Here is a 23,711-nt window from a genome sequence, read left to right as displayed (position 1 = left end):
GCGCAACAAGGCCGTCGATCCCCTTGCGGAAGTCGACTGGATGGCTGGCCAGGTACACCTTCACACCAGAGGGGATCATGCCGAACGGACCGCCCGGATCACCCGCTGCAAATGCGCCTCGTCGACAGAGCAAGGAGTTTCCTAGCAGAGCCCTACTCCGTCCTTGGCGGTGATAAAGCTCCCCAGAGAGCGGCATTTACCGAGCGCAGAACCGTGTTGCCGCAGAACTCGCAACCGACCTGCGGTGGTCGGAAAATGCGCCTGCGTTCGAGTACACAGTGCCAGGGGCTAACCCTCCAGTAGTTGAAATCGACGCTGTTGCGGCCTACTCCAACTCTTCGCAGAATTTCAATGGCAAGGAGGGTGCCCGCCAGAACCGAAACAAAGGCAAAGGGCGCAACGACTCTACGTCCCTCAAGGGTCCGCAACGCCCCCTCACCGCAGAGCTGCTTGAACAACGTATCGTAGGCGATCCCCACCAGTGCCGAGGCTTCGATGCCTCGAACATGCGCAGCAATCCGGTCCGCAGCGGAGGGGTTGATCCGCTCGGACCTCACGTCCTCGACTGACACGCCGAGATGCTCCGCAATGTGGTGCTCTCTGGTGAACTCCTCTTGATCGGCTTCGTATATGCAGCTCAAGCAGGCTCCTTGCGTCGGCTGCCTATGATAGTGCACCACGATCTCACGGATGTCCGTCGTGGATGCATCGAAGACCTCTCCGGGAAATTCCATCTGGATCTTTCGTCTGGCCCGCCGGCTATCGACCGCGACCAGAAGTCGCCTCAACCAAGGACCATCCGACTTTTCCGGCAAATCTTGCAGTCGATGCGTTCTGGGCGTCAGCTTCAGGCCCGGAAACTCATTCTGTGCGAGAGACGACAGACGTTCGGCCTTTGAAAGGCCGATGTCGTCTTTGGCGAACCATATCTGACGATTGAGATTTCCGGGACTGACGACGTCGTCGTCGACGATGTGCAGAGTTCCGGTGAAGTTCAGGTGCCTCGCCGCCCAAAGGAAGCCATTCCCGATGGCGCCAGCACCGGCAAGGTAGACGTCTCCGAGAGCGACCGGACCAACGAATGCCCCCGGATCGATTCCCAACTGATCAAACGATATCCGCTGCGGAAATGCGGCTTCGAAAGGCAGCCGCGCGCCGAAAACGGCCTGCATGGTCGCCGCAGCCGCATAGCAAGCAACCAAGAGGCAGAGAACGCGGGGAATGCCTGCGCAAGGCTCCTGGGCGGGACGGCCTCCGATCACAGCTCCACCAGATCCGACGTATACCAGCAGGCTCGGCAGTCTGGTGTTCGCGTCTACTTTTCCGACCAAGACTTCGAGAACAGTATCCGCCTCTGCGATTCCAAAAGTAACGCCCCCGACGGTCCGCCCCAAAAGAGCTGCCAAATCGTCCGCTATCGCGGCAGCAGTCGTGTCCGCAGGATCGAATGTGATCGCCACGCCGAACTGCAGCGCTTCGCCGGCAGATTCGAGGTCGATCCCGAGCGCCGCTGCAAGCATTGCGGCGTTCTCGCGTCTGGCTTCCGCAGTTAGATTATCCGTAGACATTCTTGTACCCATCGCTCGCCGGGCACCTCGTCCCAGGTCGCTGCGTTGGAGAACCTATACACCTTCGTTTGCGCCAGGAAATTCTCGGGGAAAGTATCCCGGGCGAACCTCGGCACGACGAGGGACAATGCCCCTTCGTGCCGGACTATCGCCCAAGCGTCGTCAGCCTTCGAATGGAAGGCGTCCTGCGGATGCGAATGGACCTGGGCTGCGACCATGAGCCTTTCCGAACGGAGCTTCGCGCGCAGCATGTCCATTCCTTGGACCGGAATCTGGAACCGGTCGGCTCTGGCGAGCTGATGAGGACGATAGCACTCGACGACGCTTGTACCCTCACGACCGGGACGACCCAACCACAATACGACGCACTCGCTGTTCTGCTCTCCGGCGGCCCGCAGGAACGACAGCGTCGCTTGAATCACTTGGCCTGAACAATGGATCATCAACCTGCTCCCTTGAGCCAAGCGTTCCAGATCTGAGTCATGATGCCGCCGATCGTGTAGCTCGAGCTTCCGCGACAACCGTCCCAGTAATCCGTCACGTGACTGGGGTGCGTGTGGTATTCGCGGGATCCACGCATGCAGACGAAAGGCAAGTTCGTGACATGGTGCGGCCCTGCATGAAAGACCCCTGTCGGATTTGGCGGCAAAACCCGCAGCGGTTCGCCCGAAGGCGTCTCCAGACGAATGGAAGGCGGAAGTTCGTTCCAATTGTCGCACGTCAACGTCAGCCGCAGCGGTGTCCTGCCGCAGCCATTGAAGGAACAGTTGATGATCGGGAAATCAATGCGATGCATTGTCCATCCGCGCCGCGCGCACAATGCGGGGCCGAGATGTTTCGTTTCCTCCTCGAACAGCGCTTGTACGGCCGCGGGATGCATTATCCACCGCCTCCTTCGCTCGGACCCCAGTCGATCTCGGCCTTACTGCTAAGGCCGTTTTCGACGTAGCTCTTTGACGGATCGAGCGTCCGCTTCCCCGCGGGCGTGATCACGCTCGCGATCCAGCCGGTGACGTCCTTGATGTTCAGCTCCTTCTTCGCCTTGTCTAGCTCGTGCTGGACAATCTGATTTTCAGAAACCGAATTGAACCCTTCGGCGGGATGGAAGCCGGCCGTAGTCGAGATCGAGACCTCGATGTGATTCTTCTTGGCTTTCTCGATCTCTTCCTCTGCCTGCGCCAACTCGCTGCGAGCCTTGGCCATCTCTTTTTCGGCCTCAGCGTAAAGAGCCTCAGCTCGTTCAAGGTCCCCGCGGGCTTTGGCGAGATCGTGCTCAGCCTTCTCCAAATCGTCGCTCATGATCCTCCTCCATGGCCGGGAAATCATCCTAATCACCATATAATCGTTATTTTTTATGTAGTCAATGGCCATTTTTCGACGCTAATTTTGTTGACTTTATAGCCGAATAGCCCATAATTCTTCTACACAACGACACACTCGACAGGTTTGGCCATGGATCGCCGGCAAATGACGCTCATCCTGAGCGACAAAGAGATGGAGGTTCTCGACGAACTTTCGCAGCGGCGCGGCATGTCGAAGACCGCCCTGCTCCGCCAGGCGCTCCGGCTCTACCAATCTGTCACCGAGCGGATCGAGCGCGGGGAGAAGGTCTTCGTGGAGCATCCGACCACGAAAGATAAGGCCGAGCTCGTCGTGCTATGAAAAAGCTTCTCGGCGCCGCGGTTCTGTTGAATCGGCACACGGGCGAAATTGAGCCTGCGCAGATATTCTCGGGGTGCGACGACGCGAACCGTCGACATTACGAAGAGCTGTGGAAGCCGGAACTGGTGCGACGCAACGCCGATTTCGCGAACTGGGATGATTCCGCATCAGGCAACGCACAAGACTCGCACTGGGAATGGGATGAGATCATGACATCGAGCCTTTCCTATGAGAGCTTCGTCATCGAATGCGGCGGCGTGACGCAAGGCTTTATGAACGTCAACGTCGCTACCAAATTCGCGAAGCTTGCGCCCCACAATGGACGTGAGCTCGCTTACATCGACCGGATTGCGACCGCGCCCTGGAACAGGCACAAATTCACCGCTACGCCGAAATACAAGGGAGTAGGTCGCGCGCTGTTCGCCACCAGTGTCAGCTTGAGCATCGATCTCGAGTTTTACGGCAGGATCGGGCTGCACGCGCTCGAACAATCCGAAACCTGGTACCAGGAGCTCGGCCTTACCGACTGTGGCTTCGATGAAGCAGAGGGAATGCGTTACTTCGAAATGACGGAAGAACAGGCGATCGAATTCCTCAAGGGAGCGGAGGTTTGACCATGAAGCTTCTGTTTTCGACGCAATGGCTTGAGCAGAAGATCAAGTCGGATCCGGATATCGAGACGGATGCCGGAAGGTCACTCGAGCGAAACGCGGTGGCGGACGACCTGGCGAGCGGAAAATCATCGATCGTGGCACCGCGCACTGCTCTTCAGTTGAGGATTGCGCTGGGGGCGCTCGTCCGTCAGTTGCGGATGCGGGATCGTCTGACGTTGCCGGAATTGGCCGTGCGGGCGGACGTTTCGGAAGAAGAGCTCCGACAGGTCGAGACGAACCCAAGCTACACGGCTCGCCCTCGCCTTCTCAGTAATCTTTCCAAGTTTTTCGGAGTTTCGCTGAACAACCTTTCTCAGATGTCCGGCGCAACGGTCGCAATAGATCGAAGATTGTACAACACGGCAGTCCAGTTCGCGGCCCATTCGGACGATGTTTCCAATCTTTCGAGGGAGCAATTGGAGGTATTGGAGGCATTTGTTGGAGCACTGAACGAATTGGCCTGACGGGTGCATACGATGATCGAGGATGAAGTCGGAGAATACGAAAGGCGCGAGATCGATGCTCAGATCAACCGCATCCTACGTGACTTGGGAAACCCCGAACCGCCCATTCGCCTCGCGGAAGTGAGAAAATTACTCAACCTCGACCTTCGCTACTACAAGAGCACCGATCCAGGGTTTCTCGATGAAATCACGCACCGGTTCAAGCTGTTCGCCAGGAAGACCATTCCGGACGTCGGCAGAATACTTAGCGACGCACTGACCCAGTCCAAGTTGACGGCGTTCTGGGTTCCATCATCTATGCGCATTCTCTTGGACGAGACCGTACCGGAACCCAAGCACCGCTGGATCGAGAGCCACGAAATCAGCCATAGCGTCATCGGATGGCACAAGGATTTTTTGCTGGGCGACAACAGAGTCACCCTTGATCCGACTTGTCACGCCACGATTGAGGCTGAAGCCAACTACGGCGCAGGTCGCTTACTGTTCATGTCGGATCGGTTCACCGCGGAGGCTCGGGACTTGGCACCGACCTTCGACTCGGTCAAAAAGCTTGCCAAGCGGTACGACAACTCCATCGTGTCGACGTTCTGGCGCTTGATTGAGAGCCGCGACCCGGAGCATGCAGTGTTCGGTGTCGTCAGCTCGCATCCTCGGTTCCCGAAGGTCGGGGCTCACGACGGCCCGTTAGCGTGGCGCTACTTCATCAGGTCTCCGGCCTTCAAAGGCAAGTTTTCTAACTTAAGCCCCGAGATGGCGTACTCTCTCGTCAAAGCCCACGCTACCAATCGCACGAAGGGCCCCGTCTTCGAAGTCACCGACATACTTGCGGATGATACCGGCGAGAACTGGGAGTTTCGGATCGAATGCTTCTCGACGACGCGGGCCGTGTTAACGTTGGGCCTCGCATCTAAGAGGAAAGCCTCGGTATTTGGAGCGTAGTTTACCTTGCCGAAGCCGAGCATACAGATTTCCCGCTGGGTAGACGGAACGCTCTATATCCTACGTTCGGTCCTTCAGCGTCGGAGACGGAAAGCACGCCGCATCGTGATATGGCGGCAGACCGATGACGCCGACCGGCCGCGACACGGTACTTGGTGTCCGTGTCACCCGTCGACTAGGGAGCGATTTAAGGCCACGATGGCCTGCACGTCGGGACATGTTCTGACGCTCCGAAGACACCGTGTAGATCCTGAAGGAAATGTCTTTCCGAGCGTGGTATGTCCAGAACCGGGATGTCGCTTCCACGAATTCGTGCGGCTTGAGAATTGGACTTTTGGAAGCGTCGGATAAGGATGACGCCTATTTCGACGCAGTCGACGTGACGCTCCAAGCGGCCTGCGGCTTTGTTCAGTAACGCTAGGATTATCAGATTCATCCAGGAGGACTGGCTGGTACTCGCCGACCGCGGGTCGCGAACAAAATCGAATTCGAGGTAACGAGCATAAGTAAACCGAAGAAAGGCCGTAGCATCGGCCCGCCAACACTTTCTACATCCTCGAGAGCTACGCGCTCGATATCCCTAGCAAATTTCGGAGGTGCTCCAGGAGGCAATCGAAAGCTTCGGTGAAGCGGCGAACCGATGATCATCACCGTCAATAATCTCATACATCGAGCAAGGATTCTCTTTGCTGGCATCTCTCCTTGATGCCGAGGCCCAATGAAAATCGACCGCAAAACACAGATCGGAGGGCAGCCAGCCAAACTCATCCGCGACCTTCTAGCAGACGCAACGAATTCGGACGGCTTCTTTGCAAATCTGGTCGATGAACATCTCTTCAGGGCATGGTGGCGCTCGATCATCGATCACTTGATCGAAACTGGCAAGCTAGACCGATCCAACCGCGGCCATGCCCTGCGCCTTTGGATGAACGCACGCAAGCGCGACAAGATCTTCGGAGTGCGCTTACCCAAAGTACCGGATTTTGCTCCTCAGACACAAGTCTCATCAAGGCGTTGCTCGCGCACGAACTGATTTGCGAAGAGGGCCGGGAAAGCGACGGCCGCATGGTCTACCGGGTCACGGATGACGGCCACGCGACCGGAATGAAATTCCTGGTTCCACGCATGAACCGCGCGGCGGCGGAGAAATTGCTCGAAGAGGTCCTAGAGCGCATCGCCAGAATCAACAGCGATGGCGAGCTCCTCCCTATGTCACAGAAGTGCGCGTGTTCGGCTCCTATCTCACCGAAAGCGATGATCTCGGCGACCTCGACGTAGCCATCAAGATGGAGCGTAGGCGGATCGAGGGGGAATGGGTGAAGGCCGCCAACGCTCTCTCTACACCTTCACACCGCCCTCGGGACGTCAGCAGGTCTCCTGAAGCGAGTGCTAGCTTTCGCGAGTTCGGTACGTGCGTTGCGAGCAAGAAAATACTTCCGCTAGCTGGCGCCGCTAACACCGCTAAAAACCTGGCTAAGTATTTGAAAAAACTTGCTGGCGCTCCCTAGGGGAATCGAACCCCTGTTTCAGCCTTGAGAGGGGTAAAGTCGATCCGCTTGATGATCATCGTGAGGAGAGTCCTGCGATGAAGACCTTACGGATTCAAGCCCGGCTCGCCTGCATGAGCACGTGTTACTGCACCAGTTTCTCATAGAACAAAACCAGAAACAATGGTCTCTTAATCCAATAAGCCCTTGCATCGTGGAACGTGCATCTCCACGTTGTGCTTTCCGCTGGCAATGACCTGGCGACACCGGATGTTTGGATCGTAATGGTTCAGATGTTCGCGTTCGGACAACTGATGCGTGATGTAACGTTGCGTATCAGGTGCTTCTCGGTTGACGACTCCAAGTTATTGGGTCGCGGGTAGCTGGCGGGGAACTATGGAGATGCCATATGCGCAAATTTTTAGCACGTATGGCGACCCTTACCCGCAAGATCGCGGAATGGTTGGTGCCGGTTTTGACTGCCATCAAGCTTCTGATTGAAATTGTGGGTAAGGTCGCCAACTGCCATGATCGTCAATTACGAGTTCAAATATCGGTCGCGCGGTAAGTGGTTTTTCGTCCCGAACGACAAGTGCGAACGGCGTGGCCGGCGGATGCTCGGCTACTTCAAACGCCGCGTCGTGTTTCCAGACTACATGTATCACTTCAAAAAGGGCGGCCATGTTGCTGCCCTACACGCGCACCTGAACAATCACCTCTTCTTCAAAATCGACATCCAGAACTTCTATTACTCGATCGCGCGGATGCGCGTAACCCGTGCGCTACGGCAGTGGGGCTACCCCGGCGCAAACACTTTCGCTATGTGGTCGTGCGTTCGCAATCCGCTGCCGGGACCTCCGCACGCACTCCCCATTGGTTTCGTACAATCTCCACTGCTCGCGAGCCTCGCCCTAATGAAGTCCGAGGTAGCCGATGCAATCGAGCGGGCACTAGCGAAGGGGGTGTGTATCTCGGTCTACCTCGACGATTTCATTGGCTCGCACAACGACGAGGCGGTACTTACGGCCGCCTACGAGGACATCCGCGACACGTGCGTTGCTGCCGGGTTCATTCCCAACCCTGGCAAACTGGTTTCCCCACGGGCCGCTATTACGGCTTTCAACTGCGATCTCACCAGCGGTACAGCGGAAGTCACTCCGGCTCGAGTCGCCAAGTATTTCAATCGGACAGACCGCACGGCCCTTTCCGACTCGGGATTTGATGAGTACCGGGATCTTGTGCGGTCGCAGAACGTCTAAAATAGAAAAGGCCACCCCTCACGGAGCGGCCCTTTCGTTCAGAACAGCCGCACGATCACGGCTACCATCGAGGCCAGCTTCGGAGGCACAAGGCATCCGAGACCAAGACGATACGTCGTACCGTTCGGCTGACTGGCTTCGAGGACGAGGAAGATCCCCATACGGGTCTCCTGTCATCGTGCGCGGGGTCCTAACGTAGTCGACATCGCGCGTTAAGCCAGCGAGCTGGGGATTTTTGGACGTTTACGAGTCTACCGGTGTCCCCTACACGCTTCGACTATTTCGGTGTCGCGGAGGACATGGGAACTACCCGGATTGGCCGCAAGGGTGTGGACGTGAATTTCCACAGTTGACGACGGGTGAATCAGCTCGTCGCGAAACGCTAGTTATACCATCCAACTTATCCAGCGCCCTGTCCTCCTCCGCGTCTTGGGGACGCACCACGGCTCGAACGTAGAACCCGCTGATTAAGAATCCCAAATTGTCCGATTTGCACTCGGAAACCGCCAATTGCCGCACCTAGCGAGAGGCGCGCTTCTCGAAGAGCAGATTTCGCATACACCTAGGACCCGGTGGCCGAACCGAAGGGCCTCGCGCAAACACAAGCACCGCGTTCAGATATGCCAAAGCGCAAGATCGACAAGCTCGCTCGCGCGAAAGTACGGCCCGATCCTGCCCAATGGGACGAGGACGAAGTGATGACTCTCGTCGAGGCCGCTGTCGTATTCTTTCCGCACGGTCCATTGACTTTATCTTCGTTGCGCAGGGCCGCAGCCGCTGGGACTCTTGAAATCGCCAAAGTGGCAGGCAAAGATTTGACCACACCTCGCGCCATCCGCAAATTGGTCAAGCCATCATGCCGGGCCGTAAAGCCAAGCCCCCACGCCTCTGGTTCCGAGAGGATGATGAAACCTGGATCATCCTCGACCGTGGCCGGCAAATCCGCACAGGCTGCGGCCGCGACGACATTGACGGCGCTGCGAAGGCGCTCGAAAACTACATCGGCGAGCGGCATACCAGCACGATCGGCGCCACCAACCCCGGCGTCCTCGCCATAGCTGACGTCCTCACCGCTTACGAGATTTCAAAGCGTCCCAAAGACAAGAGCGACCAGCGGGCATGGGCCCAGCACGACCTGCTGCTCATTCGCTTGCTAGATCTCAATAACTTCTTTGGCGACAGGACGGTCGGCGAACTCAAGGCTCAGCTTTGTCGCGATTTCGTAGACTGGTCTACGGGCACGCCGAACGACAACAACAGGAAAGCCGGCATCAAGCCCCGCGACGGTACGGTCTCGGACCAGACCGCGCGACGTCGACTTGAGGACTTTCGGGCTGCAATTAACGCGTATCACGCGGAACACACGCTTAACGTGGTGCCAAAGATTACCCTGCCCCCAAAGGCGGAGGGGCGTCACCGATGGTTGACACGCAATGAAGCCGCCCGCTTGCTCGGCGCTGCGATTGGCTACGTGTGGGACAATGAGCGGGAGACCTGGAAACGCAGGGAAGATGGCAAGCTCATGAGACGTGAGCGATGGATTATCCGTCGCCGCTATCCGGCTGCGCGCTTCACTCTGGTTGGCATGTACAGCGCTCGCCGCGAAGAGACGATCCGCCGGACACAGTGGCTGCCGACAACGACCCATCCTTGGATGAATCTGGACGCGATGGTTTACCAAGGCAAGGGGGCTTTGGAACGGTCAACCAAAAAGCGACGCCCGCCCGCAAAGATTGCCAGCCGGCTACGCCCTCACTTGGTCCGTTGGCGGAAGATCGACCAGACGCGCTCGTCCGAGCTGCGAGCGGCGGGCCTTTTGAAGGACGGCGACCAGATTCGCTTCGTCGTCAACCGTATGCACGATGGCCAGCCGCTTGCTGGCAAGATCAGATCGGCTTGGGAGGGTATCCTGGAGGATGCGGGGCTAGGCGATGACGTGGTTCGCCACTCCTTGCGCCACACCGCGGCGACCTGGCTCATGCAGGCAGGTGTCGATATGTGGGAAGCCGCAGGCTGGCTTGGCATGACCGTGGAGCAGCTCGAGGCCAACTACGGCCATCACCATCCAGATTTCCAGGAAGAGGCCGCAGAGGCGTTTAGGGGAAGGCGCTGAGCTGAACTCTGAACTCTATTCGCCGCGGGCTATTCTTGCCCGCAGGTCAGCCAGAATTAACTCATAGGTCCGGAGGGAGGACTTCTGGTGCCTGATCATGTCTTGCGTGACGTCTCGCCAAGGCCTATTTCCTTCGCGTTCCCCGATCGTCATTTTCCCGGCTTCCAGCGGCGCAAGATCGTCCCGGATCTGCTTTATCTGCTCCTCGACGTCCTTGGCGTAAGCCTTGAGATCGATGGGCATGGCTGCCGTGCCTCAATTCGTTGCGCATTTCATTGCGCCCGAAAAACATAGAAACTATAAGTACTTGAAATAATGGTCGGAGTGGCAGGATTCGAACCTGCGACCCCTGCGTCCCGAACGCAGTGCTCTACCGGGCTGAGCCACACTCCGACAAGAAGGCGGCTTATAGCGTCGGGTTTGACGCACTGCAAGCGGCCGAGACGAGGAATTTTATCCCTGTGAAAACGGGTGTTGAAACGCTGATTTTGCCGGCCGGCGCGGCCGGCGCGGAGGCCGCCGCCCGGACCTTGGCGGCCGGCGGGCTGGTCGCGTTTCCGACCGAGACGGTCTACGGGCTCGGGGCGGATGCCGCAAATGCAGCCGCGATCGCCCATCTCTATGCCGCCAAGGGGCGGCCGGCGTTCAATCCGCTGATCGCGCATGTTGCGGACCTAAAGGCCGCACGGCGGATCGGGCGGTTCGACGCGCGCGCCCTAGAGCTCGCGGAGGCGTTCTGGCCGGGGCCGCTGACGCTGGTCGTGCCGAAGACCGACGATTGCCCGGTGGCGGATCTCGCCACCGCCGGCCTCGACACGGTCGCGATCCGCATTCCCGCCCATCCGGTGGCGCAGGCGATCCTGCGCGCCTTTGGCGGCGCCGTGGTGGCGCCGTCCGCCAACATCTCCGGCCACGTCTCGCCGACGCTGGCCGCCCATGTCGAGAGCGACCTTGCGGGGCGGATCGACCTGATCGTCGACGGCGGGCCGGTCGCGGTCGGCGTCGAATCGACCATTGTCGGCTGCCTCAACGCGCCGATGCTGCTCCGTCCCGGCGGGCTCTCACGCGAACGAATCGAGGCGGTGCTGGGCATGCCGCTGGCGCGGCCGCCGATGGAAGCTGAAAGCGACGACAGCCAGCCGCTGGCGCCGGGCATGCTGGCCTCGCATTACGCGCCGCGCGCCCATGTGCGGCTCGATGCGCGCGAGGTCATGCCGGGCGAGGCGCTGCTGGCGTTTGGGCCGTCGCGCCTGCCCGGCATTGACGGTGCCGCGGCCGTCATGAATTTGTCGCTCAGCGGTGATCTCGATGAAGCCGCTGCCAATCTGTTCGGCTATCTTCGTAGCCTGGATGCGAAGAGCCCGCGGTCGATCGCGGTGATGCCGATCCCCGAAGACGGTTTGGGCGAAGCGATCAACGACCGGCTGCGCCGGGCGGCGGTTGCGCGATAGAGTGGAAGAAGAGACGAAATAATGAACATCAACAAATCTGCCACGCCTCCGCTTGCGCCCGAGCTGATCGAGCAATTCCGCAAGATCGTCGGCGAGCGCCACGCGATCACCGATGCCGCCGACATCGAGCCTTACGTCACCGAGGAGCGCAATCTGTTCCACGGCCGCTCGCCGCTGGTGCTGCGCCCGGGCTCGACGGCGGAGGTCTCCGCGATCTGCAAGCTCGCCTCCGCGCACAACATCGCCCTGGTGCCGCAGGGCGGCAACACCGGGCTCGTCGGCGGGCAGACGCCGCACAATGGCGAAGTGGTGGTGTCGCTGCGCCGGCTCGACAAGATCCGCGAGGTCGACACCGCCTCCAACACCATGACCTGCGAGGCCGGCGTGGTGCTGCAGATCGCGCAAGCGAAGGCGGCGGAGGTGGACCGGCTGTTTCCGCTGTCGCTGGGCGCGGAAGGAAGCTGCACCATCGGCGGCAATCTCTCGACCAATGCCGGCGGCACCGCGGCACTCGCCTATGGCGTTGCCCGCGAGATGGCGCTGGGACTGGAGGTGGTGCTCGCCGACGGGCGCGTGCTGAACGCGCTGACGAAGCTGAAGAAGGACAACACCGGCTACAATCTGCACAACCTCTTCATCGGCGCCGAAGGCACGCTCGGCATCATCACGGCGGCGACGCTGAAGCTGTTTCCGAAGCCGCGGGCGATCGAGACGGCCTTCGTCGGGCTGAAGTCGCCGATGGCGGCGCTGAAACTGCTGACGATCGCGCAAGGCGAAGCCGCCAATGCGCTGACGAGTTTTGAATTGCTCTCGGAGATGGCGGTCGACTTCTCGGTCCGCCACGGCATCGACGTACGCGATCCGCTTGCAGAGAAGCATCGCTGGTACGTGCTGATGGAATTGTCCTCACCGAGCGAGGATGCCCGCACGCCGCTGGAGACGATCCTCGCCCGCGCCATGGAGGAGGAGATCGTCGACGACGCCGTGATCGCGGCGAGCCTTGCCCAGCGCGGTGCGTTCTGGAAGCTGCGCGACGAGATGTCGGCGGCGCAGAAGCCGGAGGGGGGCTCGATCAAGCACGACATCTCCGTGCCCGTCGCCGCCGTGCCTGAATTCATCGCCGAGGCCGACGCCGCCGTGGTGAAGCTGATCCCCGGCGCGCGCCCGGTGCCGTTCGGCCATCTCGGCGACGGCAATCTGCACTACAATGTCAGCCAGCCGATTGGCGCTGATAGCGCGGACTTCCTGGCGCGCTGGCACGAGATGAACGCCGTCGTGTTCGAGATCGTGCTGCGCATGGGCGGCTCGATCTCGGCCGAGCACGGCATCGGCGTGCTGAAGCGCGATGAGCTGCCCGAAGTGAAGGACAAGACCGCGATCGAGCTGATGCGCTCCATCAAGGCGATGCTCGATCCGCTCGGCATCATGAATCCGGGGAAGGTGCTGTGAGCGCATCGGTCTCGCCTGCTCCGCTCGCGATCGACCCCATCGCCGACGCCGACGTCGAGAGGGTCGTCGCGCTGTGGCGGCGCTGCGGCCTGACGCGTCCCTGGAACGACCCGCATGCCGACATCGCGCTGGCGCGGCGGCGCGACAATTCCACCGTGCTGATCGGCCGCGACGACGGCGCGATCGTCGCGACAATCATGGTCGGCCATGACGGCCATCGCGGCTGGGTCTATTACGTCGCGGTCGATCCGGATAGCCAGAAGCGCGGCCATGGCCGCGCCATCATGGCGGCGGCGGAGGATTGGCTACGCGCGGCCGGAATTCCAAAACTGCAGCTCCTTGTCCGCCGCGAGAACGCGCAGGCCAATGCGTTCTACGGATCGCTGGGTTTCGAGCTATCCACCTCCGTCATGTTCCAGAAGTGGCTCGACGGCCGCGCGACCACGCCAAGCAACTGAGATCCAGCCATGACCATTTCCGACCGCGTCCGCATCAAGGACGTCCGCGTGCTCTCGGACGGCTGGACCACGCTGAAGACCACGACCTTCGAGTATCGGCGGACCAATGGCGAGTGGCAGACCCAGCAGCGCGAGACCTATGAACGCGACAACGCCGCCGCCGTGCTGCCCTACAATCTCGCGCGGCGGACCGTGATCCTGGTGCGCCAGTTCCGCCTGCCGGCCTTTATCCGCGGCTATGACGACCTCCTGATCGAGGCGGCGGCCGGCGTGCTGGATAATGCTTCCCCGGAAGAGCGCATCCGCGCCGAGGCCGAGGAGGAAACCGGCTATCGCCTGCACCACGTCCACAAGGTGTTCGAGGCCTTCATGAGCCCCGGCGCCATCACCGAGAAGCTGCATTTCTTCGTCGCCGAATACGAGCCTTCGATGCGCGTCAGCGATGGCGGCGGCCTCGAACACGAGGGCGAGGACATCGAGGTGCTGGAGCTCGGCATTGACGAGGCGCTGGCGATGATCGCCGACGGCCGCATCATCGACGCCAAGGCGATCATGCTGCTGCAATACGCGGCGCTGCACGTGTTCAGGTAGGTGAGTCTATCCGCGCGCGAGGTGCAAACCCTTCTCCCCTTGTGGGAGAAGGTGGCGCGAAGCGCCGGATGAGGGGTATCTCTCCACGTGCGAAACCGTTCGTGAGGATAGAGACCCCTCACCCGGCTTCGCTGCCGCGAAGCCACCCTCTCCCACAAGGGGCCCACAAGGGGAGAGGGTTAGCAGCACCGCCGCCGCACCATCCTCATCTGCAATTCTGTCCTGCGTCCTCCCGCCCCCCGTTGAGCAACGCACAAACTATCTCTAGTCTGGAGCCAACCAAGAACCAGGAGACGCGCCATGTCCGCTCCGCGCGACGACGAATTCGGCTTTGCGCCCGACTACGATGCCCCCGTCCCCTACATGCAGCGCACGCGCGATTATTACGCGGCGATCGGCTACACCACGCCGTATCGCTGGGCGCATTACACCGAGGCGCCGTTCCAGCCGCTCAAGAAGCCGCTGGCCCAGTCGCGCGTCACCATCATCACGACGGCCGCGCCGTACGATCCCACCAAGGGCGATCAGGGGCCGGGCGCGGCGTATAACGGCAGCGCAAAATTCTACCAGGTCTATGACGGCGACACGTCGAAGCAGCACGATCTGCGCATCTCGCACATCGGCTACGACCGCAAGCACACCTCGGCGACCGACAGCGGCACCTGGTTTCCGCTGCCGCAGCTGTTGAAGGCCAGCGCCGCGGGGCGGATCGGCGAAGTGAGCCAGCGCTTCTTCGGCGCGCCGACCAACCGCAGCCATCGTGTCACGCTCGACACCGACGCGCCGGAGCTTCTTTCGCGCTGCCTCGCCGACAAGGTGGATGCCGCGGTGCTGGTGCCGAACTGCCCGGTCTGCCACCAGACCACGGCGCTGGTGGCGCGGCATCTCGAGCGCAACGGCATTGCGACCGTGATCATGGGCTGCGCCAAGGACATCATCGAGCACGCCGCCGTGCCGCGCTTCCTGTTCAGCGATTTCCCGCTCGGCAATTCCGCCGGCAAGCCGCACGACATCGCCTCGCAGGCCCAGACGCTCGAGCTCGCGCTCCGGCTGCTGGAGACCGCGAGCGGCCCGCAGACCACGATGCAGTCGCCGCTGCGCTGGAGCGAGGATGCCTCCTGGAAGCTCGACTACAACAATGTCGCGCAGCTCTCCCCTGAAGAGCTGGCGCGGCGCCGCGCCGAATTCGACAGGCAAAAGGAGATCGCGCGCGGCAACCGCGCCGCCTGACGCCCTCCAACAACAATAAACCAAGGGAGAGCGACGTGACGCGACCGTTCGAGGGCGTGAAGATCCTGGATTTTACGCAAGTGCTGGCCGGTCCCTACGCCAGCTACCAACTTGCGTTGCTGGGTGCGGACGTCATCAAGGTCGAGCGGCGCGAGGGCGAGGACATGCGCCGCACGCCGCTCTCCCGCGAATGGGCCGAGCGCGGGCTGGCACCGGCGTTCCAGGCCATCAACGGCAACAAGCGCAGCCTGACGCTCGATTTGCAAAAGCCCGAGGCGATCGCGATCGTGAAGAAGCTCGCAAGCCAGGTCGATGTGGTCATGGAAAACTTCCGGCCCGGCGTGATGGACAAGCTCGGCATCGGCTACGAGGCGCTGTCGGCGATCAATCCCAAGCTGATCTATTGCGCGGTCTCCGGCTTCGGCCAGACCGGACCGGACCGCCTGCGGCCGGGGTATGACGGCAAGATGCAGGCGCTGTCGGGCATCATGGCGATCACGGGCCACGCCGAGACGGGGCCGACGCGTGCCGGCTTTGCGGTCTGCGACGTGCTCTCGGGCGCCACGGCCGCGTTCGGCGTGTCGAGCGCGCTGTACCAGCGCGACCGCACCGGCAAGGGCCAGCTCATCGACGTCTCGATGCTGGAGGCGACGCTGGCGTTTCTCTCGGGCCAGATCGCGGACTGGTCGGTCGCCGGCCATCGCCAGACACTCTCGGGCAACCAGGCAGTCAGCCGCAAGACCACCGCGAACCTGTTCAAGGCTGGCGACGGCCACATCTTGCTCGCCGTCAACAACGAGAAGCAGTACCGCGCGCTGATGTCCGCGCTCGGCCGCGAGGACACGCTGAGCGATCCGCGCTTTGCGGATTGGTTTTCGCGCAACGAGAACGAGGGCGCGCTGCGCGCCATCATCGAAGAGGCGCTGGCGAAACGGCCGGCGCGCGAATGGGAGACGATTTTGGAAGACGCGGGCGCGCCCTGCGCCAGCATCTGGAAGGTCGAAGAGGTCATCGACCATCCGCAACTCAAGGCGCGCGGCGCGATCCAGGAGCTGGACACGCAATACGGCCGGCTACGGTTTGCGGGCAGCGGCTTCAAGCTCGCGCATGGGGGCGGCAAGCTGGATCGCATGGCACCGGAGCTGGGGGCAGATACGGACGCGGTGCTCGGCGAACTGGGATTCGATGCAGCGGAGATCGCGGGGTTGAGGGCAAGGGAGATTGTGTGAGGGCGGCGCTGCCACACACTCTTCTCGTCGTCCCGGGGCGCGCTTGTCCGGGACGACAGCGGAGTGAATGACGCCAGCTTGGCTCAAACCCAACTTTGCTAGAACAACGAGCCCTGCCCGTCATCTGATGACACAGCAGCAACCTTCCGCACCGCCTTCTTCGGCTTCATCGCCTCTGCCTCCATCTCCTCCGCACTGATCGGCAGGAGCAATTGCTCGTCGTCATTGGCAACGCGGTTGACGCGGGTGGAGACCGGGTGCCAGGCGAATTCGCCGATGCGCGGAGCGGTCATCAGCGGCAGGATCGCGTCGACCTCGTCGCCGCGATGATCGAGCCAACGCTCGAAATCGCGCGGGCTGATGGTGACGGGTACCCGGTCATGCAGCGCGGCGAGGTCCTCTCCCGCCGCGGCGGTGACGATCGCAACCGTGTCGAGCTCCTCGCCGTTCGGCCCGACCCAGGTTTCGAACACTGCGGCAAAGCCGAGCGGTTCGCCGTCAGCACGGTGGATGAAGAAGGGCTGCTTGCGGCCGCCCTCCGACTTCCACTCGTAATAGCCGTCGGCCGGGATCAGGCCGCGCCGGCGGCGAATCGCGTTCTTGAAGGCGGGCTTCTCCAGCACCGTCTCGGAGCGGGCGTTGATCAGGAGCGTGAATCCGCGGGGATCCTTGACCCAGCCCGGCAGCAGGCCCCACCGCATCAGGCGGAAATGCCGCGCGCCGTTCTCGACCAGCACGACCGGGATCGGTTGTGTCGGGGCGACATTGTACCGGGGCGGGAAATTCGGCTGCTCGACATAGCCGAACAGTTGCCGCAAAGCCGCGGGGGCCGAAGTTATGACGAAGCGTCCACACATCCTTGGGCGTCTATATAGGGTCCGTTCAGGTCCTTTTAACCCCGAACGTTAACACTGCGGCAGATGAGCTCAACGGCCTCCAAACCCGCGCGGACGCATGTACAGACGGGCCCCGAGGCTGCGGCCTGGGCCGAACGGCTGCGCGTGGCCAACATCAACCCCCGGACCGGGCTTGCCACCGACTATCTCAACCATTTCAATGAAGCCGTGATGCTGCTTGAAATGGTCCCGGATATGCCCGAATGCGCCGAAGACTTCCTGACCTGGTCGCCGCTGTCCTATGCCGAGCATTTCACGGCCTCGAATTTCAAGGCACGGGACCTTGCCATCGAGGCCTATGAGAAGGCCGATCCCAACGTGCGCGCCCAGTTCGACCACATCACTGATACCATGACCTCGATCCTGACCGCGGTGGGCTCGGCCATGCGCGAGGTCGAGAAGGACACGACCCGCGTCCGCCTCGCCGAGCAGGCCACCCTCTGGGTCAAGCCGCTGATCGCGGCCTGCGGCGGCATCATCAATGGCGGGGCGGAAGCCGACGTCGACACCATCATGGCGAACTCGGCCGGATAGGTGACGCGATTGGCCGCAATCGTCCAGCCCACCCACCCCCAGCTTGCGGTCAGCGCGGCCATCTTCCGCGACGGCAAGGTGCTGCTGGTCCGCCGCGCCCGCTCGCCCGCCAAGGGGTTCTATTCGCTTCCGGGCGGCCGGGTCGAATTCGGCGAATCGCTGCATCAGGCCCTGAGCCGCGAGGTCGACGAGGAAACCGGCCTTCGCATCGAGATCATTGGCCTCGCCGGCTGGCGCGAGGTGTTGCCAGCCACGGCCGGGGCCGGCCACTACCTGATCATGTCCTTTGCCGCCCGCTGGGCGGCGAACGAACCGGCTCTCAACGACGAGCTCGACGATTACCGCTGGATCGCGCCGGATGCCCTCGCGAGCCTCGGCGACCTCAAGCTGACCGGGGGGCTGGAGGAGGTCATCCTGTCCGCCCATCGGCTGCTTGGGGCCTGACGGCCCGCCTTGCGCCCGCCGTCCCGAGGGGGCATACACCGGCCGATGTCCACGCGATTTCTGGCCATTTTTGCCCTGATTCTCGCCTGCGCCGCCGTGCCCGCGAGGGCCCAGGACGTGGCGGCGCCGTTCGACGCCGATTTGCAGCGGCTGGCCGAGATCCTCGGCGGGCTGCACTATCTGCGCGGCATCTGCGGATCCAACGAAGGCAACAAATGGCGCAACGAGATGCAGGCGCTGATCGATGCCGAGACCCCCTCCGGGGAGCGCCGCACCCGCATGATCGCCGGGTTCAACCGCGGCTATAACGGTTTTCAGCAGACCTACCGCAGCTGTACGCCGGCCGCGACGGTGGCGATCCGGCGGTATATCGAAGAAGGCTCAAAGATCTCGCGGGATCTGACGGCACGCTACGCGAACTAGCTCTCTCCACGTTGTCATTCCGGGGCGCGCGCCGCGCGAACCCGGAATCCATTCATCCATCGTCTCTGCGGCCCGATGGATTCCGGGCTCGCGACTTCTTCGCGCCCCGGAATGACGGCGGTCGACGCAGGCGCGCGACGGGAACCCTGTCATCGACTTTGTTCACAGCCGTTAACCGTTCTTAAAGATGTGGCCTAGCGGTCGTTAACGCCCGTGCTACACCTCTCGCACAGCGCATCGCCGTGGATCGCGCCCCAGCCCTGATCGAGTTTCATGAGCCAGCCGATTTCCTACGCCCCCGCCCGCGCGCCGCTGCCCGATCACGAGCAGAAACAGGCTGCCCTGAGCTATCTCAACGAGGCCTGGGCAGAGGCACGCCATGACGGCGTCGACGGCGACTGCCTGGCGCAGGCGAGCCTGTTCGCGGCATTGGCCGAGCTCGTCGGCACCTATGGCGAGGACGCGGTGGCGAAGTTCGTCGAGGGCTTTCCCAGCCGCATTCGCAACGGCGAATTCTCGGTCGGTATCTCCAGGCAGTAAGCCGCCTCGAAAATGACCCCGCCATTCGGGCGGGGCCAGTTGACGGATGAATGACTTTGCGAATGTCGTCGCGAAGTCTGCCGCGATTTATCGCACGAAAGCCGTTCCCCGCGGACAAGCATTAGTCTTGCAATGAGCGGGAGATGTTCCTGAGACGATCGGGGATGCGTTCCCTCCCTCCATCATGGCGCGACCTTGAGCGTCGCCTTCATGTTGGGATGATAGCGGCAGTAGTAGTCGATCGCTCCCGCCTTCTTCAGAACGAATGTCGCCGATTTCTTCGGCGGCAAGTTCACATCGAAATCGCCATTGTCTGAGGTGGCGGTGTGGGCGAACACGTCCTTGTTGATCCATTCGATGGTGTCGCCCACCTTCGCCGACATTTCGGCTGGTGAAATCACGAGATTCTCCATCGTGATGCGAATAGTCGTCGCCCGCGCTGGGACGACCATCGACAGGAGGACGACCGCAAGTGCGATCGAAGCGAGGCGTCCCGGCATCATCTGACGCTCCTATTTCAGCTCGGCCGCGACGTGCTCGGCGTGCTGCTGATGACCCTGGAAAATCTTCAGGCCGGTCTGCAGCAGGCTCTTCAGCTCGGCATTGTTCGCCGATGGGATCAGCTGCGTCTCCAGCGCGCCATTGACCGCCTTGTGGTAGGCGACCTCGTTGGCGACATAGGCCTTGTCGAACGCTGCGCCGTCTAGCTTGTCGAGCTCGACGAGCTTGTCGCTCGCCTGCTTCGACAGCGCCTTGCTGGTGTCGTTGTCCTCCGGCGTGACGTTCAGCTTCTTGACCAGCGCGAGGGCCTGCTTGTTGACCGCCTCGTGGTCGCGCAGCATGTCTTCGGCGAACGCCTTGACGTCCTTGCTCTTCGCCTTCTTCTGCGCCTGCTTGGCGGCGTTGATATCGATCACGCCCGCGGTGTAGGCGATATGTGCGATCTGCGGATCGGTGGGCTTGTCGGCTGCGCTGGCGCTTTGCAGCAGTACGGGACTCGACAATAGAATTGCTGCGGCCGCCGCCGCGCTCCATCGGATCAACATGGCTTGACACTCCTGTGGGGCCGGAAACTTTCCGGCGTGTTGCTTGCACAGGTTGGATGCCAATTCCGCGCGAACGTTCCCGAAAAATTATGCGCCAACGCCAAGGCGCCTGAGCACGGCCTCGGTCAGGCGCTCGCAGCGCCGGCCGGCGAATGGAAACGCATCCATCACGACCGGACCGATCTTCTTCTCGACATTTTCGCGCAGCAGCGTGCGCGCACGGTGCAACCGCGTCTTCACGGTCTCGGGCTTGATGCCGAGCAGCTCGGCGGTTTCCTCCATGCTCATCCCCTCCATCACCCGCGCGATGAAGACCATGCGGAAGGCGTCGGGTAGTTCATCGACCGCGTGTTCGACGACGCGCTGGATCTCGCGTTGGGCCATGGACTTTTCCGGATCAGTTGCGGCGGACGAAAGCGGAAACTGGATGATCTGCGCTTCGAGCACTGCCTCCGGCAGCGATCCCAGTTCGACCTGCGGCCTCCGACCGCGTGCGCGTCCGAGCGCTTCGTTGATCGCAATGCGCGACAACCATGTCGACAGCGCCGAGCCGCCAAGAAAACCGTCGAGATGCGTGAATGCGCGGACATAGGTTTCCTGCACCACGTCCTCTGCTTCGCTGTCGCTGCGCAGGATGCCACGGGCAAGCCTATAGAGCCGACGGTTGTTGGCCTGCATGATCTCGCGCAAAGCCGCCTCGTCCCGGCGCCGCGCGCGGTCGACCAACGCGGCTTCCGATGTCCTGGCACCGGCGGACAGGCCGGCTGCGGTCCCTGGCATAGCGGTCACCTGCTAGTTTCGCGTCGTTCTAGACATTGGATGCAGGCTAGGAAAAAAGGTTCCCAACTTTCTTACCCTGCCCTGGAGGGCCCTCCAGATGAGGGTAAGAGCTAGTCCGTCTCGATCGGCAGCGCCGGGTCCCTCGCCCACTCACCCATTGAAGCGTCGTAGAGCGTCAGCTTGTCGAAGCCGAGCTGCGTCAGCAGCAGCAGGTCGATCGTCGCCGAGATGCCGCCGCCGCAATAGCAGATCACGGTCTTGTCGCGCGTGACGCCCTGGGCCGCGAATTTCGCTTCGGCGTCCGCAAGATTCGTCAGCGTCTTGTCGGTGTTCACGAGCGTTGCGGCTGACACGTTGACGCTGCCGGGAACGCGGCCCGGCCGGCCGTAGCGGCTCGGCTCGAGGCCGCGGTGAAACTGCGGCCCGAGCGCGTTGACGATGACAGTCGCGGGATCGCCGATCCGCGCCAGCACGGCTTCCTTGTCGACGAAGAAGCCTGGGCGCGGCGCGGCCTCGAAGGTCGTCGCTGGATAGCCCTTCGGTGCCCCCGTCTCGACCGGCCGCCCCTCCTCCCTCCATTTGTCGAAACCGCCGTCGAGCACGCGGGCATCGACGCCGAGCGAGCGCAGCATCCACCAGAACCGCGTTGCCCACATCATCGTGCCGATGCTGTAGAGCACGATGGTCTTGCTCGCATCGAGGCCGTGGCGGCCAAAGGCGGCCTCCAACTGGGCCATGCCAGGCATCATGAAAAACTGTTGCGACGAGGTGTCGGAGAACTCGCCCTGCAGGTCGAGGAAATCCGCGCCCGGGATGTGGCCGGCCGCGAACGTCTTGTCGCCGGGCACCGCGCGATAAGGCACGTCGCTGCCGGGTGGCACCGGCTCGTTGTAGGTCGTGCAATCGTAGATACGGAGATTGGGATCGCCGAGCATGGCGGCGAGCTGCTCGGTGGTGATGAGGGCGGCTGGCTGGGACATTGCTCTCTCCCAATTTGCGCTTTCGCTTCTTGGCACACTGACATTGCCCGCGAAGGCGGGCAATCCAGTATTCCAGAGGCAGCGGTCGTGTCAGCCAACTATCGCCGCGGAGTACTGGATGCCCCGGTCAAGCCGGGGCATGACAGCTGAGCGAGAAGCTGAACCTTGCGCGCCCTACTGCTTCAGCGTCTCCAGGAACCGCACCGGCTCGCCCTGCGAGGGCGTCACGAGCTCGCCCTGCCACATCACGCGGCGGCCGCGGATGAAGGTGCCGACGGGCCACCCCTGTACGCGCAACCCGTCATAAGGCGTCCAGCCGGCTTTGGACGCGACCCATTTGCTGGTGATGGTCTCGCTGCGCTTCAAATCGACGATGGTGAAGTCGGCATCGTAACCGGCGGCGATGCGGCCCTTGCAGGCCATGTTGTAGATGCGCGCAGGACCGGCGCTGGTGAGGTCGACGAATCTTGCCAGCGAGAGCCGACCGGCATTGACGTGATCGAGCATGATCGGCACCAGCGTCTGCACGCCGGTCATGCCTGACGGCGAGGCCGGATAGGTCTTCTGCTTCTCTTCCAGCGTATGCGGGGCGTGGTCGGAGCCGAGCACGTCGATGATGCCCTGCTCGATGCCGCGCCAGATGCCGGCGCGATGATCGGCGCCGCGCACCGGCGGGTTCATCTGCGCGAGCGTGCCGAGCCGTTCGTAGCATTCGGGCGCGACCAGCGTGAGATGGTGCGGCGTCGCCTCGCAGGAGGCGACGTCCTTGTGGTCGCGCAGGAACTCGATCTCTTCCTTGGTCGAGATGTGCAGCACGTGGATGCGCTTGCCCGTCTCGTGCGCGAGCTTGACCAGGCGCTGCGTCGCCATCAGCGCCGCGGTCTCGTCGCGCCAGACCGGATGCGAGCGGGCATCGCCCTCGACGCGCTGCGATTTGCGCTCGTTGAGCCGATACTCGTCCTCGGCGTGGAAGGCGGCACGGCGGCGGATCACCTGGAAGATGCGGCGCAGGCTTTCGTCGTCCTCCACCAGGAGCGCGCCGGTCGAGGAGCCGATGAAGACCTTGACGCCGGCGCAGCCGGGTGCGCGCTCGAGCACCGGCAGGTCCTGCACGTTCTCGCGGGTGCCGCCGATGAAGAAGGCGAAATCGCAATGCATGCGGTGATGGGCCCGCTTCACCTTGTCGGTGAATTCGGTCTCCGTCACCGTCAGCGGCGCCGTGTTCGGCATTTCGAAAACGGCGGTGACGCCGCCCATCACGGCGCTCCGCGAGCCGGTCTCGAGGTCTTCCTTGTGCGTCAGCCCGGGTTCGCGGAAATGCACCTGCGTGTCCATCACGCCGGGCAGGATGTGCAGGCCCTTGCAGTCGATCACCTCCGCGCCACTGTCTTGCGACAGCGGGCCCAGCTCGGCGATGCGACCGCCCGCGATGCCGATATCGCGAACACCCTCGCCGTCCTGGTTGACCACGGTGCCGCCCTTGAGGATCACATCGAAACGCTGGCTCATGGCTGA

Annotated in this window: 29 protein-coding genes and 1 tRNA gene; 18 read left to right on the top strand and 12 right to left on the bottom strand. The window is 62.1% G+C overall.

Annotated features, from left to right (window positions below; translation table 11 throughout):
• Nucleotides 1–152: 152 nt before the first annotated feature.
• From CVM73_RS34950 to CVM73_RS34935, 3 genes are all read right to left on the bottom strand, one after another.
• Complete coding sequence (locus CVM73_RS34950) at nucleotides 153–1,568, bottom strand: ThiF family adenylyltransferase (RefSeq protein ID WP_158237643.1); 1,416 nt, start codon at nucleotides 1,566–1,568, stop codon at nucleotides 153–155.
• 442 nt (nucleotides 1,569–2,010) lie between these two features.
• Nucleotides 2,011–2,448: a putative metal-binding protein gene (locus CVM73_RS34940; protein ID WP_100236313.1), complete on the bottom strand. Its 438-nt coding sequence runs from the start codon at nucleotides 2,446–2,448 to the stop codon at nucleotides 2,011–2,013.
• Nucleotides 2,448–2,867, bottom strand: coding sequence for an HlyD family secretion protein (locus tag CVM73_RS34935; protein ID WP_146006705.1), 420 nt, complete (start codon nucleotides 2,865–2,867; stop codon nucleotides 2,448–2,450). The genes CVM73_RS34940 and CVM73_RS34935 overlap by 1 nt, the downstream gene beginning before the upstream one ends.
• A 168-nt stretch (nucleotides 2,868–3,035) precedes the next feature.
• Here CVM73_RS34935 and CVM73_RS34930 point away from each other — a divergent pair, with 168 nt between their 5' ends.
• From CVM73_RS34930 to CVM73_RS34905, 7 genes are all read left to right on the top strand, one after another.
• Complete coding sequence (locus CVM73_RS34930; RefSeq protein ID WP_094194346.1) at nucleotides 3,036–3,230, top strand: ribbon-helix-helix domain-containing protein; 195 nt, start codon at nucleotides 3,036–3,038, stop codon at nucleotides 3,228–3,230.
• Entirely contained in the window at nucleotides 3,227–3,844 is a 618-nt protein-coding gene (locus CVM73_RS34925; RefSeq protein WP_100236311.1) for a GNAT family N-acetyltransferase, read from the top strand. Before CVM73_RS34930 ends, CVM73_RS34925 begins: the two co-directional genes overlap by 4 nt.
• 2 nt (nucleotides 3,845–3,846) lie before the next feature.
• The gene (locus tag CVM73_RS34920) at nucleotides 3,847–4,347 is read left to right on the top strand and encodes a helix-turn-helix domain-containing protein (protein WP_100236310.1); all 501 of its coding nucleotides are present in this window, start codon (nucleotides 3,847–3,849) and stop codon (nucleotides 4,345–4,347) included.
• A gap of 12 nt (nucleotides 4,348–4,359) precedes the next feature.
• On the top strand, nucleotides 4,360–5,286 hold the full coding sequence (locus CVM73_RS34915; RefSeq protein ID WP_208639277.1) for a M78 family metallopeptidase domain-containing protein: 927 nt from the start codon (nucleotides 4,360–4,362) through the stop codon (nucleotides 5,284–5,286).
• Between the two features lie 718 nt (nucleotides 5,287–6,004).
• The gene (locus CVM73_RS39455) at nucleotides 6,005–6,319 is read left to right on the top strand and encodes a hypothetical protein (protein WP_146006704.1); all 315 of its coding nucleotides are present in this window, start codon (nucleotides 6,005–6,007) and stop codon (nucleotides 6,317–6,319) included.
• Nucleotides 6,320–6,351: 32 nt separating this feature from the next.
• A complete protein-coding gene (locus CVM73_RS34910; RefSeq protein ID WP_146006703.1) occupies nucleotides 6,352–6,564 on the top strand; it encodes a hypothetical protein in 213 nt (70 codons plus the stop codon).
• 736 nt (nucleotides 6,565–7,300) lie between these two features.
• A complete protein-coding gene (locus CVM73_RS34905; protein ID WP_100236308.1) occupies nucleotides 7,301–8,032 on the top strand; it encodes a reverse transcriptase domain-containing protein in 732 nt (243 codons plus the stop codon).
• Between the two features lie 38 nt (nucleotides 8,033–8,070).
• On the opposite strand, the gene CVM73_RS41550 is transcribed toward CVM73_RS34905, so the two are convergent.
• Nucleotides 8,071–8,193 carry a hypothetical protein gene (locus CVM73_RS41550; protein WP_283809980.1) on the bottom strand — a complete coding sequence of 41 codons (123 nt, stop codon included), beginning with the start codon at nucleotides 8,191–8,193 and terminating at the stop codon, nucleotides 8,071–8,073.
• A gap of 695 nt (nucleotides 8,194–8,888) precedes the next feature.
• Between CVM73_RS41550 and CVM73_RS34900 the strand changes: the two genes are divergently transcribed.
• Nucleotides 8,889–10,145, top strand: a complete 1,257-nt coding sequence (locus CVM73_RS34900) for a site-specific integrase (RefSeq protein ID WP_100236307.1) — start codon at nucleotides 8,889–8,891, stop codon at nucleotides 10,143–10,145.
• 15 nt (nucleotides 10,146–10,160) lie between these two features.
• Here the strand turns inward: CVM73_RS34900 and CVM73_RS34895 are convergent, their stop codons facing one another.
• Both CVM73_RS34895 and CVM73_RS34890 read right to left on the bottom strand, forming a co-directional pair.
• Nucleotides 10,161–10,388, bottom strand: a complete 228-nt coding sequence (locus CVM73_RS34895; RefSeq protein ID WP_100236306.1) for a hypothetical protein — start codon at nucleotides 10,386–10,388, stop codon at nucleotides 10,161–10,163.
• Nucleotides 10,389–10,461: 73 nt separating this feature from the next.
• Nucleotides 10,462–10,538 (bottom strand) — tRNA-Pro (locus CVM73_RS34890).
• 68 nt (nucleotides 10,539–10,606) lie between these two features.
• Here CVM73_RS34890 and CVM73_RS34885 point away from each other — a divergent pair.
• The 6 genes from CVM73_RS34885 to CVM73_RS34860 all read left to right on the top strand — a co-directional run bounded on the left by CVM73_RS34885 (nucleotide 10,607) and on the right by CVM73_RS34860 (nucleotide 16,553).
• The gene (locus CVM73_RS34885; protein WP_100236305.1) at nucleotides 10,607–11,596 is read left to right on the top strand and encodes an L-threonylcarbamoyladenylate synthase; all 990 of its coding nucleotides are present in this window, start codon (nucleotides 10,607–10,609) and stop codon (nucleotides 11,594–11,596) included.
• Between the two features lie 21 nt (nucleotides 11,597–11,617).
• The gene (locus CVM73_RS34880) at nucleotides 11,618–13,045 is read left to right on the top strand and encodes an FAD-binding oxidoreductase (protein WP_100236304.1); all 1,428 of its coding nucleotides are present in this window, start codon (nucleotides 11,618–11,620) and stop codon (nucleotides 13,043–13,045) included.
• Entirely contained in the window at nucleotides 13,042–13,503 is a 462-nt protein-coding gene (locus CVM73_RS34875; RefSeq protein ID WP_100236303.1) for a GNAT family acetyltransferase, read from the top strand. Before CVM73_RS34880 ends, CVM73_RS34875 begins: the two co-directional genes overlap by 4 nt.
• Before the next feature lie 9 nt (nucleotides 13,504–13,512).
• Entirely contained in the window at nucleotides 13,513–14,094 is a 582-nt protein-coding gene (locus CVM73_RS34870; RefSeq protein WP_100236302.1) for an NUDIX hydrolase, read from the top strand.
• Nucleotides 14,095–14,394: 300 nt separating this feature from the next.
• Complete coding sequence (locus CVM73_RS34865) at nucleotides 14,395–15,324, top strand: glycine/sarcosine/betaine reductase selenoprotein B family protein (protein ID WP_100236301.1); 930 nt, start codon at nucleotides 14,395–14,397, stop codon at nucleotides 15,322–15,324.
• A 35-nt stretch (nucleotides 15,325–15,359) separates the two neighbouring features.
• Nucleotides 15,360–16,553, top strand: a complete 1,194-nt coding sequence (locus tag CVM73_RS34860; RefSeq protein WP_100236300.1) for a CaiB/BaiF CoA transferase family protein — start codon at nucleotides 15,360–15,362, stop codon at nucleotides 16,551–16,553.
• A 98-nt stretch (nucleotides 16,554–16,651) separates the two neighbouring features.
• Here the strand turns inward: CVM73_RS34860 and CVM73_RS34855 are convergent, their stop codons facing one another.
• Nucleotides 16,652–17,410, bottom strand: a complete 759-nt coding sequence (locus CVM73_RS34855; RefSeq protein WP_100236299.1) for an SOS response-associated peptidase — start codon at nucleotides 17,408–17,410, stop codon at nucleotides 16,652–16,654.
• Nucleotides 17,411–17,473: 63 nt separating this feature from the next.
• Here CVM73_RS34855 and CVM73_RS34850 point away from each other — a divergent pair, with 63 nt between their 5' ends.
• The 4 genes from CVM73_RS34850 to CVM73_RS34835 all read left to right on the top strand — a co-directional run bounded on the left by CVM73_RS34850 (nucleotide 17,474) and on the right by CVM73_RS34835 (nucleotide 19,390).
• Nucleotides 17,474–17,983, top strand: coding sequence for a hypothetical protein (locus CVM73_RS34850; protein WP_100236298.1), 510 nt, complete (start codon nucleotides 17,474–17,476; stop codon nucleotides 17,981–17,983).
• Nucleotides 17,984–17,992: 9 nt separating this feature from the next.
• Nucleotides 17,993–18,427: an NUDIX hydrolase gene (locus CVM73_RS34845; RefSeq protein WP_100236297.1), complete on the top strand. Its 435-nt coding sequence runs from the start codon at nucleotides 17,993–17,995 to the stop codon at nucleotides 18,425–18,427.
• 45 nt (nucleotides 18,428–18,472) lie between these two features.
• The gene (locus tag CVM73_RS34840; protein ID WP_100236296.1) at nucleotides 18,473–18,850 is read left to right on the top strand and encodes a TIGR02301 family protein; all 378 of its coding nucleotides are present in this window, start codon (nucleotides 18,473–18,475) and stop codon (nucleotides 18,848–18,850) included.
• A gap of 273 nt (nucleotides 18,851–19,123) precedes the next feature.
• On the top strand, nucleotides 19,124–19,390 hold the full coding sequence (locus CVM73_RS34835) for a hypothetical protein (protein ID WP_100236295.1): 267 nt from the start codon (nucleotides 19,124–19,126) through the stop codon (nucleotides 19,388–19,390).
• A 182-nt stretch (nucleotides 19,391–19,572) separates the two neighbouring features.
• Here the strand turns inward: CVM73_RS34835 and CVM73_RS34830 are convergent, their stop codons facing one another.
• The 5 genes from CVM73_RS34830 to CVM73_RS34810 all read right to left on the bottom strand — a co-directional run bounded on the left by CVM73_RS34830 (nucleotide 19,573) and on the right by CVM73_RS34810 (nucleotide 23,705).
• The gene (locus tag CVM73_RS34830) at nucleotides 19,573–19,893 is read right to left on the bottom strand and encodes a cupredoxin domain-containing protein (protein WP_100236294.1); all 321 of its coding nucleotides are present in this window, start codon (nucleotides 19,891–19,893) and stop codon (nucleotides 19,573–19,575) included.
• Nucleotides 19,894–19,902: 9 nt separating this feature from the next.
• Nucleotides 19,903–20,436: a DUF4142 domain-containing protein gene (locus CVM73_RS34825; RefSeq protein ID WP_100236293.1), complete on the bottom strand. Its 534-nt coding sequence runs from the start codon at nucleotides 20,434–20,436 to the stop codon at nucleotides 19,903–19,905.
• Between the two features lie 87 nt (nucleotides 20,437–20,523).
• On the bottom strand, nucleotides 20,524–21,216 hold the full coding sequence (locus CVM73_RS34820; RefSeq protein WP_100236292.1) for an RNA polymerase sigma factor: 693 nt from the start codon (nucleotides 21,214–21,216) through the stop codon (nucleotides 20,524–20,526).
• 110 nt (nucleotides 21,217–21,326) lie between these two features.
• The gene (locus tag CVM73_RS34815) at nucleotides 21,327–22,196 is read right to left on the bottom strand and encodes a sulfurtransferase (RefSeq protein ID WP_100236291.1); all 870 of its coding nucleotides are present in this window, start codon (nucleotides 22,194–22,196) and stop codon (nucleotides 21,327–21,329) included.
• A gap of 174 nt (nucleotides 22,197–22,370) precedes the next feature.
• The gene (locus CVM73_RS34810; protein WP_100236290.1) at nucleotides 22,371–23,705 is read right to left on the bottom strand and encodes a dihydroorotase; all 1,335 of its coding nucleotides are present in this window, start codon (nucleotides 23,703–23,705) and stop codon (nucleotides 22,371–22,373) included.
• Between the last annotated feature and the right edge of the window lie 6 nt (nucleotides 23,706–23,711).

Source organism: Bradyrhizobium forestalis, from assembly GCF_002795245.1.
Taxonomy (GTDB): domain Bacteria; phylum Pseudomonadota; class Alphaproteobacteria; order Rhizobiales; family Xanthobacteraceae; genus Bradyrhizobium; species Bradyrhizobium forestalis.
The sequence above is the reverse complement of the archived record's forward strand: the minus strand, read 5'-3'. Positions and strand labels throughout refer to the sequence as shown.

Bases quoted from the DNA above. Each gene is read 5' to 3' on its own strand.
- CVM73_RS41550 (WP_283809980.1), bottom strand. From the start codon at position 8,193: ATGGGGATCTTCCTCGTCCTCGAAGCCAGTCAGCCGAACGGTACGACG.
- CVM73_RS34810 (WP_100236290.1), bottom strand. From the start codon at position 23,705: ATGAGCCAGCGTTTCGATGTGATCCTCAAGGGCGGCACCGTGGTCAAC.
- CVM73_RS34910 (WP_146006703.1), top strand. From the start codon at position 6,352: ATGGTCTACCGGGTCACGGATGACGGCCACGCGACCGGAATGAAATTC.
- CVM73_RS34950 (WP_158237643.1), bottom strand. From the start codon at position 1,568: ATGTCTACGGATAATCTAACTGCGGAAGCCAGACGCGAGAACGCCGCA.
- CVM73_RS34880 (WP_100236304.1), top strand. From the start codon at position 11,618: ATGAACATCAACAAATCTGCCACGCCTCCGCTTGCGCCCGAGCTGATC.
- CVM73_RS34855 (WP_100236299.1), bottom strand. From the start codon at position 17,410: ATGTGTGGACGCTTCGTCATAACTTCGGCCCCCGCGGCTTTGCGGCAA.
- CVM73_RS34940 (WP_100236313.1), bottom strand. From the start codon at position 2,448: ATGCATCCCGCGGCCGTACAAGCGCTGTTCGAGGAGGAAACGAAACAT.
- CVM73_RS34900 (WP_100236307.1), top strand. From the start codon at position 8,889: ATGCCGGGCCGTAAAGCCAAGCCCCCACGCCTCTGGTTCCGAGAGGAT.
- CVM73_RS34830 (WP_100236294.1), bottom strand. From the start codon at position 19,893: ATGATGCCGGGACGCCTCGCTTCGATCGCACTTGCGGTCGTCCTCCTG.
- CVM73_RS34835 (WP_100236295.1), top strand. From the start codon at position 19,124: ATGAGCCAGCCGATTTCCTACGCCCCCGCCCGCGCGCCGCTGCCCGAT.
- CVM73_RS34925 (WP_100236311.1), top strand. From the start codon at position 3,227: ATGAAAAAGCTTCTCGGCGCCGCGGTTCTGTTGAATCGGCACACGGGC.
- CVM73_RS34935 (WP_146006705.1), bottom strand. From the start codon at position 2,867: ATGAGCGACGATTTGGAGAAGGCTGAGCACGATCTCGCCAAAGCCCGC.
- CVM73_RS34895 (WP_100236306.1), bottom strand. From the start codon at position 10,388: ATGCCCATCGATCTCAAGGCTTACGCCAAGGACGTCGAGGAGCAGATA.
- CVM73_RS34865 (WP_100236301.1), top strand. From the start codon at position 14,395: ATGTCCGCTCCGCGCGACGACGAATTCGGCTTTGCGCCCGACTACGAT.
- CVM73_RS34820 (WP_100236292.1), bottom strand. From the start codon at position 21,216: ATGCCAGGGACCGCAGCCGGCCTGTCCGCCGGTGCCAGGACATCGGAA.
- CVM73_RS39455 (WP_146006704.1), top strand. From the start codon at position 6,005: ATGAAAATCGACCGCAAAACACAGATCGGAGGGCAGCCAGCCAAACTC.
- CVM73_RS34915 (WP_208639277.1), top strand. From the start codon at position 4,360: ATGATCGAGGATGAAGTCGGAGAATACGAAAGGCGCGAGATCGATGCT.
- CVM73_RS34825 (WP_100236293.1), bottom strand. From the start codon at position 20,436: ATGTTGATCCGATGGAGCGCGGCGGCGGCCGCAGCAATTCTATTGTCG.
- CVM73_RS34840 (WP_100236296.1), top strand. From the start codon at position 18,473: ATGTCCACGCGATTTCTGGCCATTTTTGCCCTGATTCTCGCCTGCGCC.
- CVM73_RS34815 (WP_100236291.1), bottom strand. From the start codon at position 22,196: ATGTCCCAGCCAGCCGCCCTCATCACCACCGAGCAGCTCGCCGCCATG.
- CVM73_RS34905 (WP_100236308.1), top strand. From the start codon at position 7,301: ATGATCGTCAATTACGAGTTCAAATATCGGTCGCGCGGTAAGTGGTTT.
- CVM73_RS34920 (WP_100236310.1), top strand. From the start codon at position 3,847: ATGAAGCTTCTGTTTTCGACGCAATGGCTTGAGCAGAAGATCAAGTCG.
- CVM73_RS34850 (WP_100236298.1), top strand. From the start codon at position 17,474: ATGAGCTCAACGGCCTCCAAACCCGCGCGGACGCATGTACAGACGGGC.
- CVM73_RS34930 (WP_094194346.1), top strand. From the start codon at position 3,036: ATGACGCTCATCCTGAGCGACAAAGAGATGGAGGTTCTCGACGAACTT.
- CVM73_RS34870 (WP_100236302.1), top strand. From the start codon at position 13,513: ATGACCATTTCCGACCGCGTCCGCATCAAGGACGTCCGCGTGCTCTCG.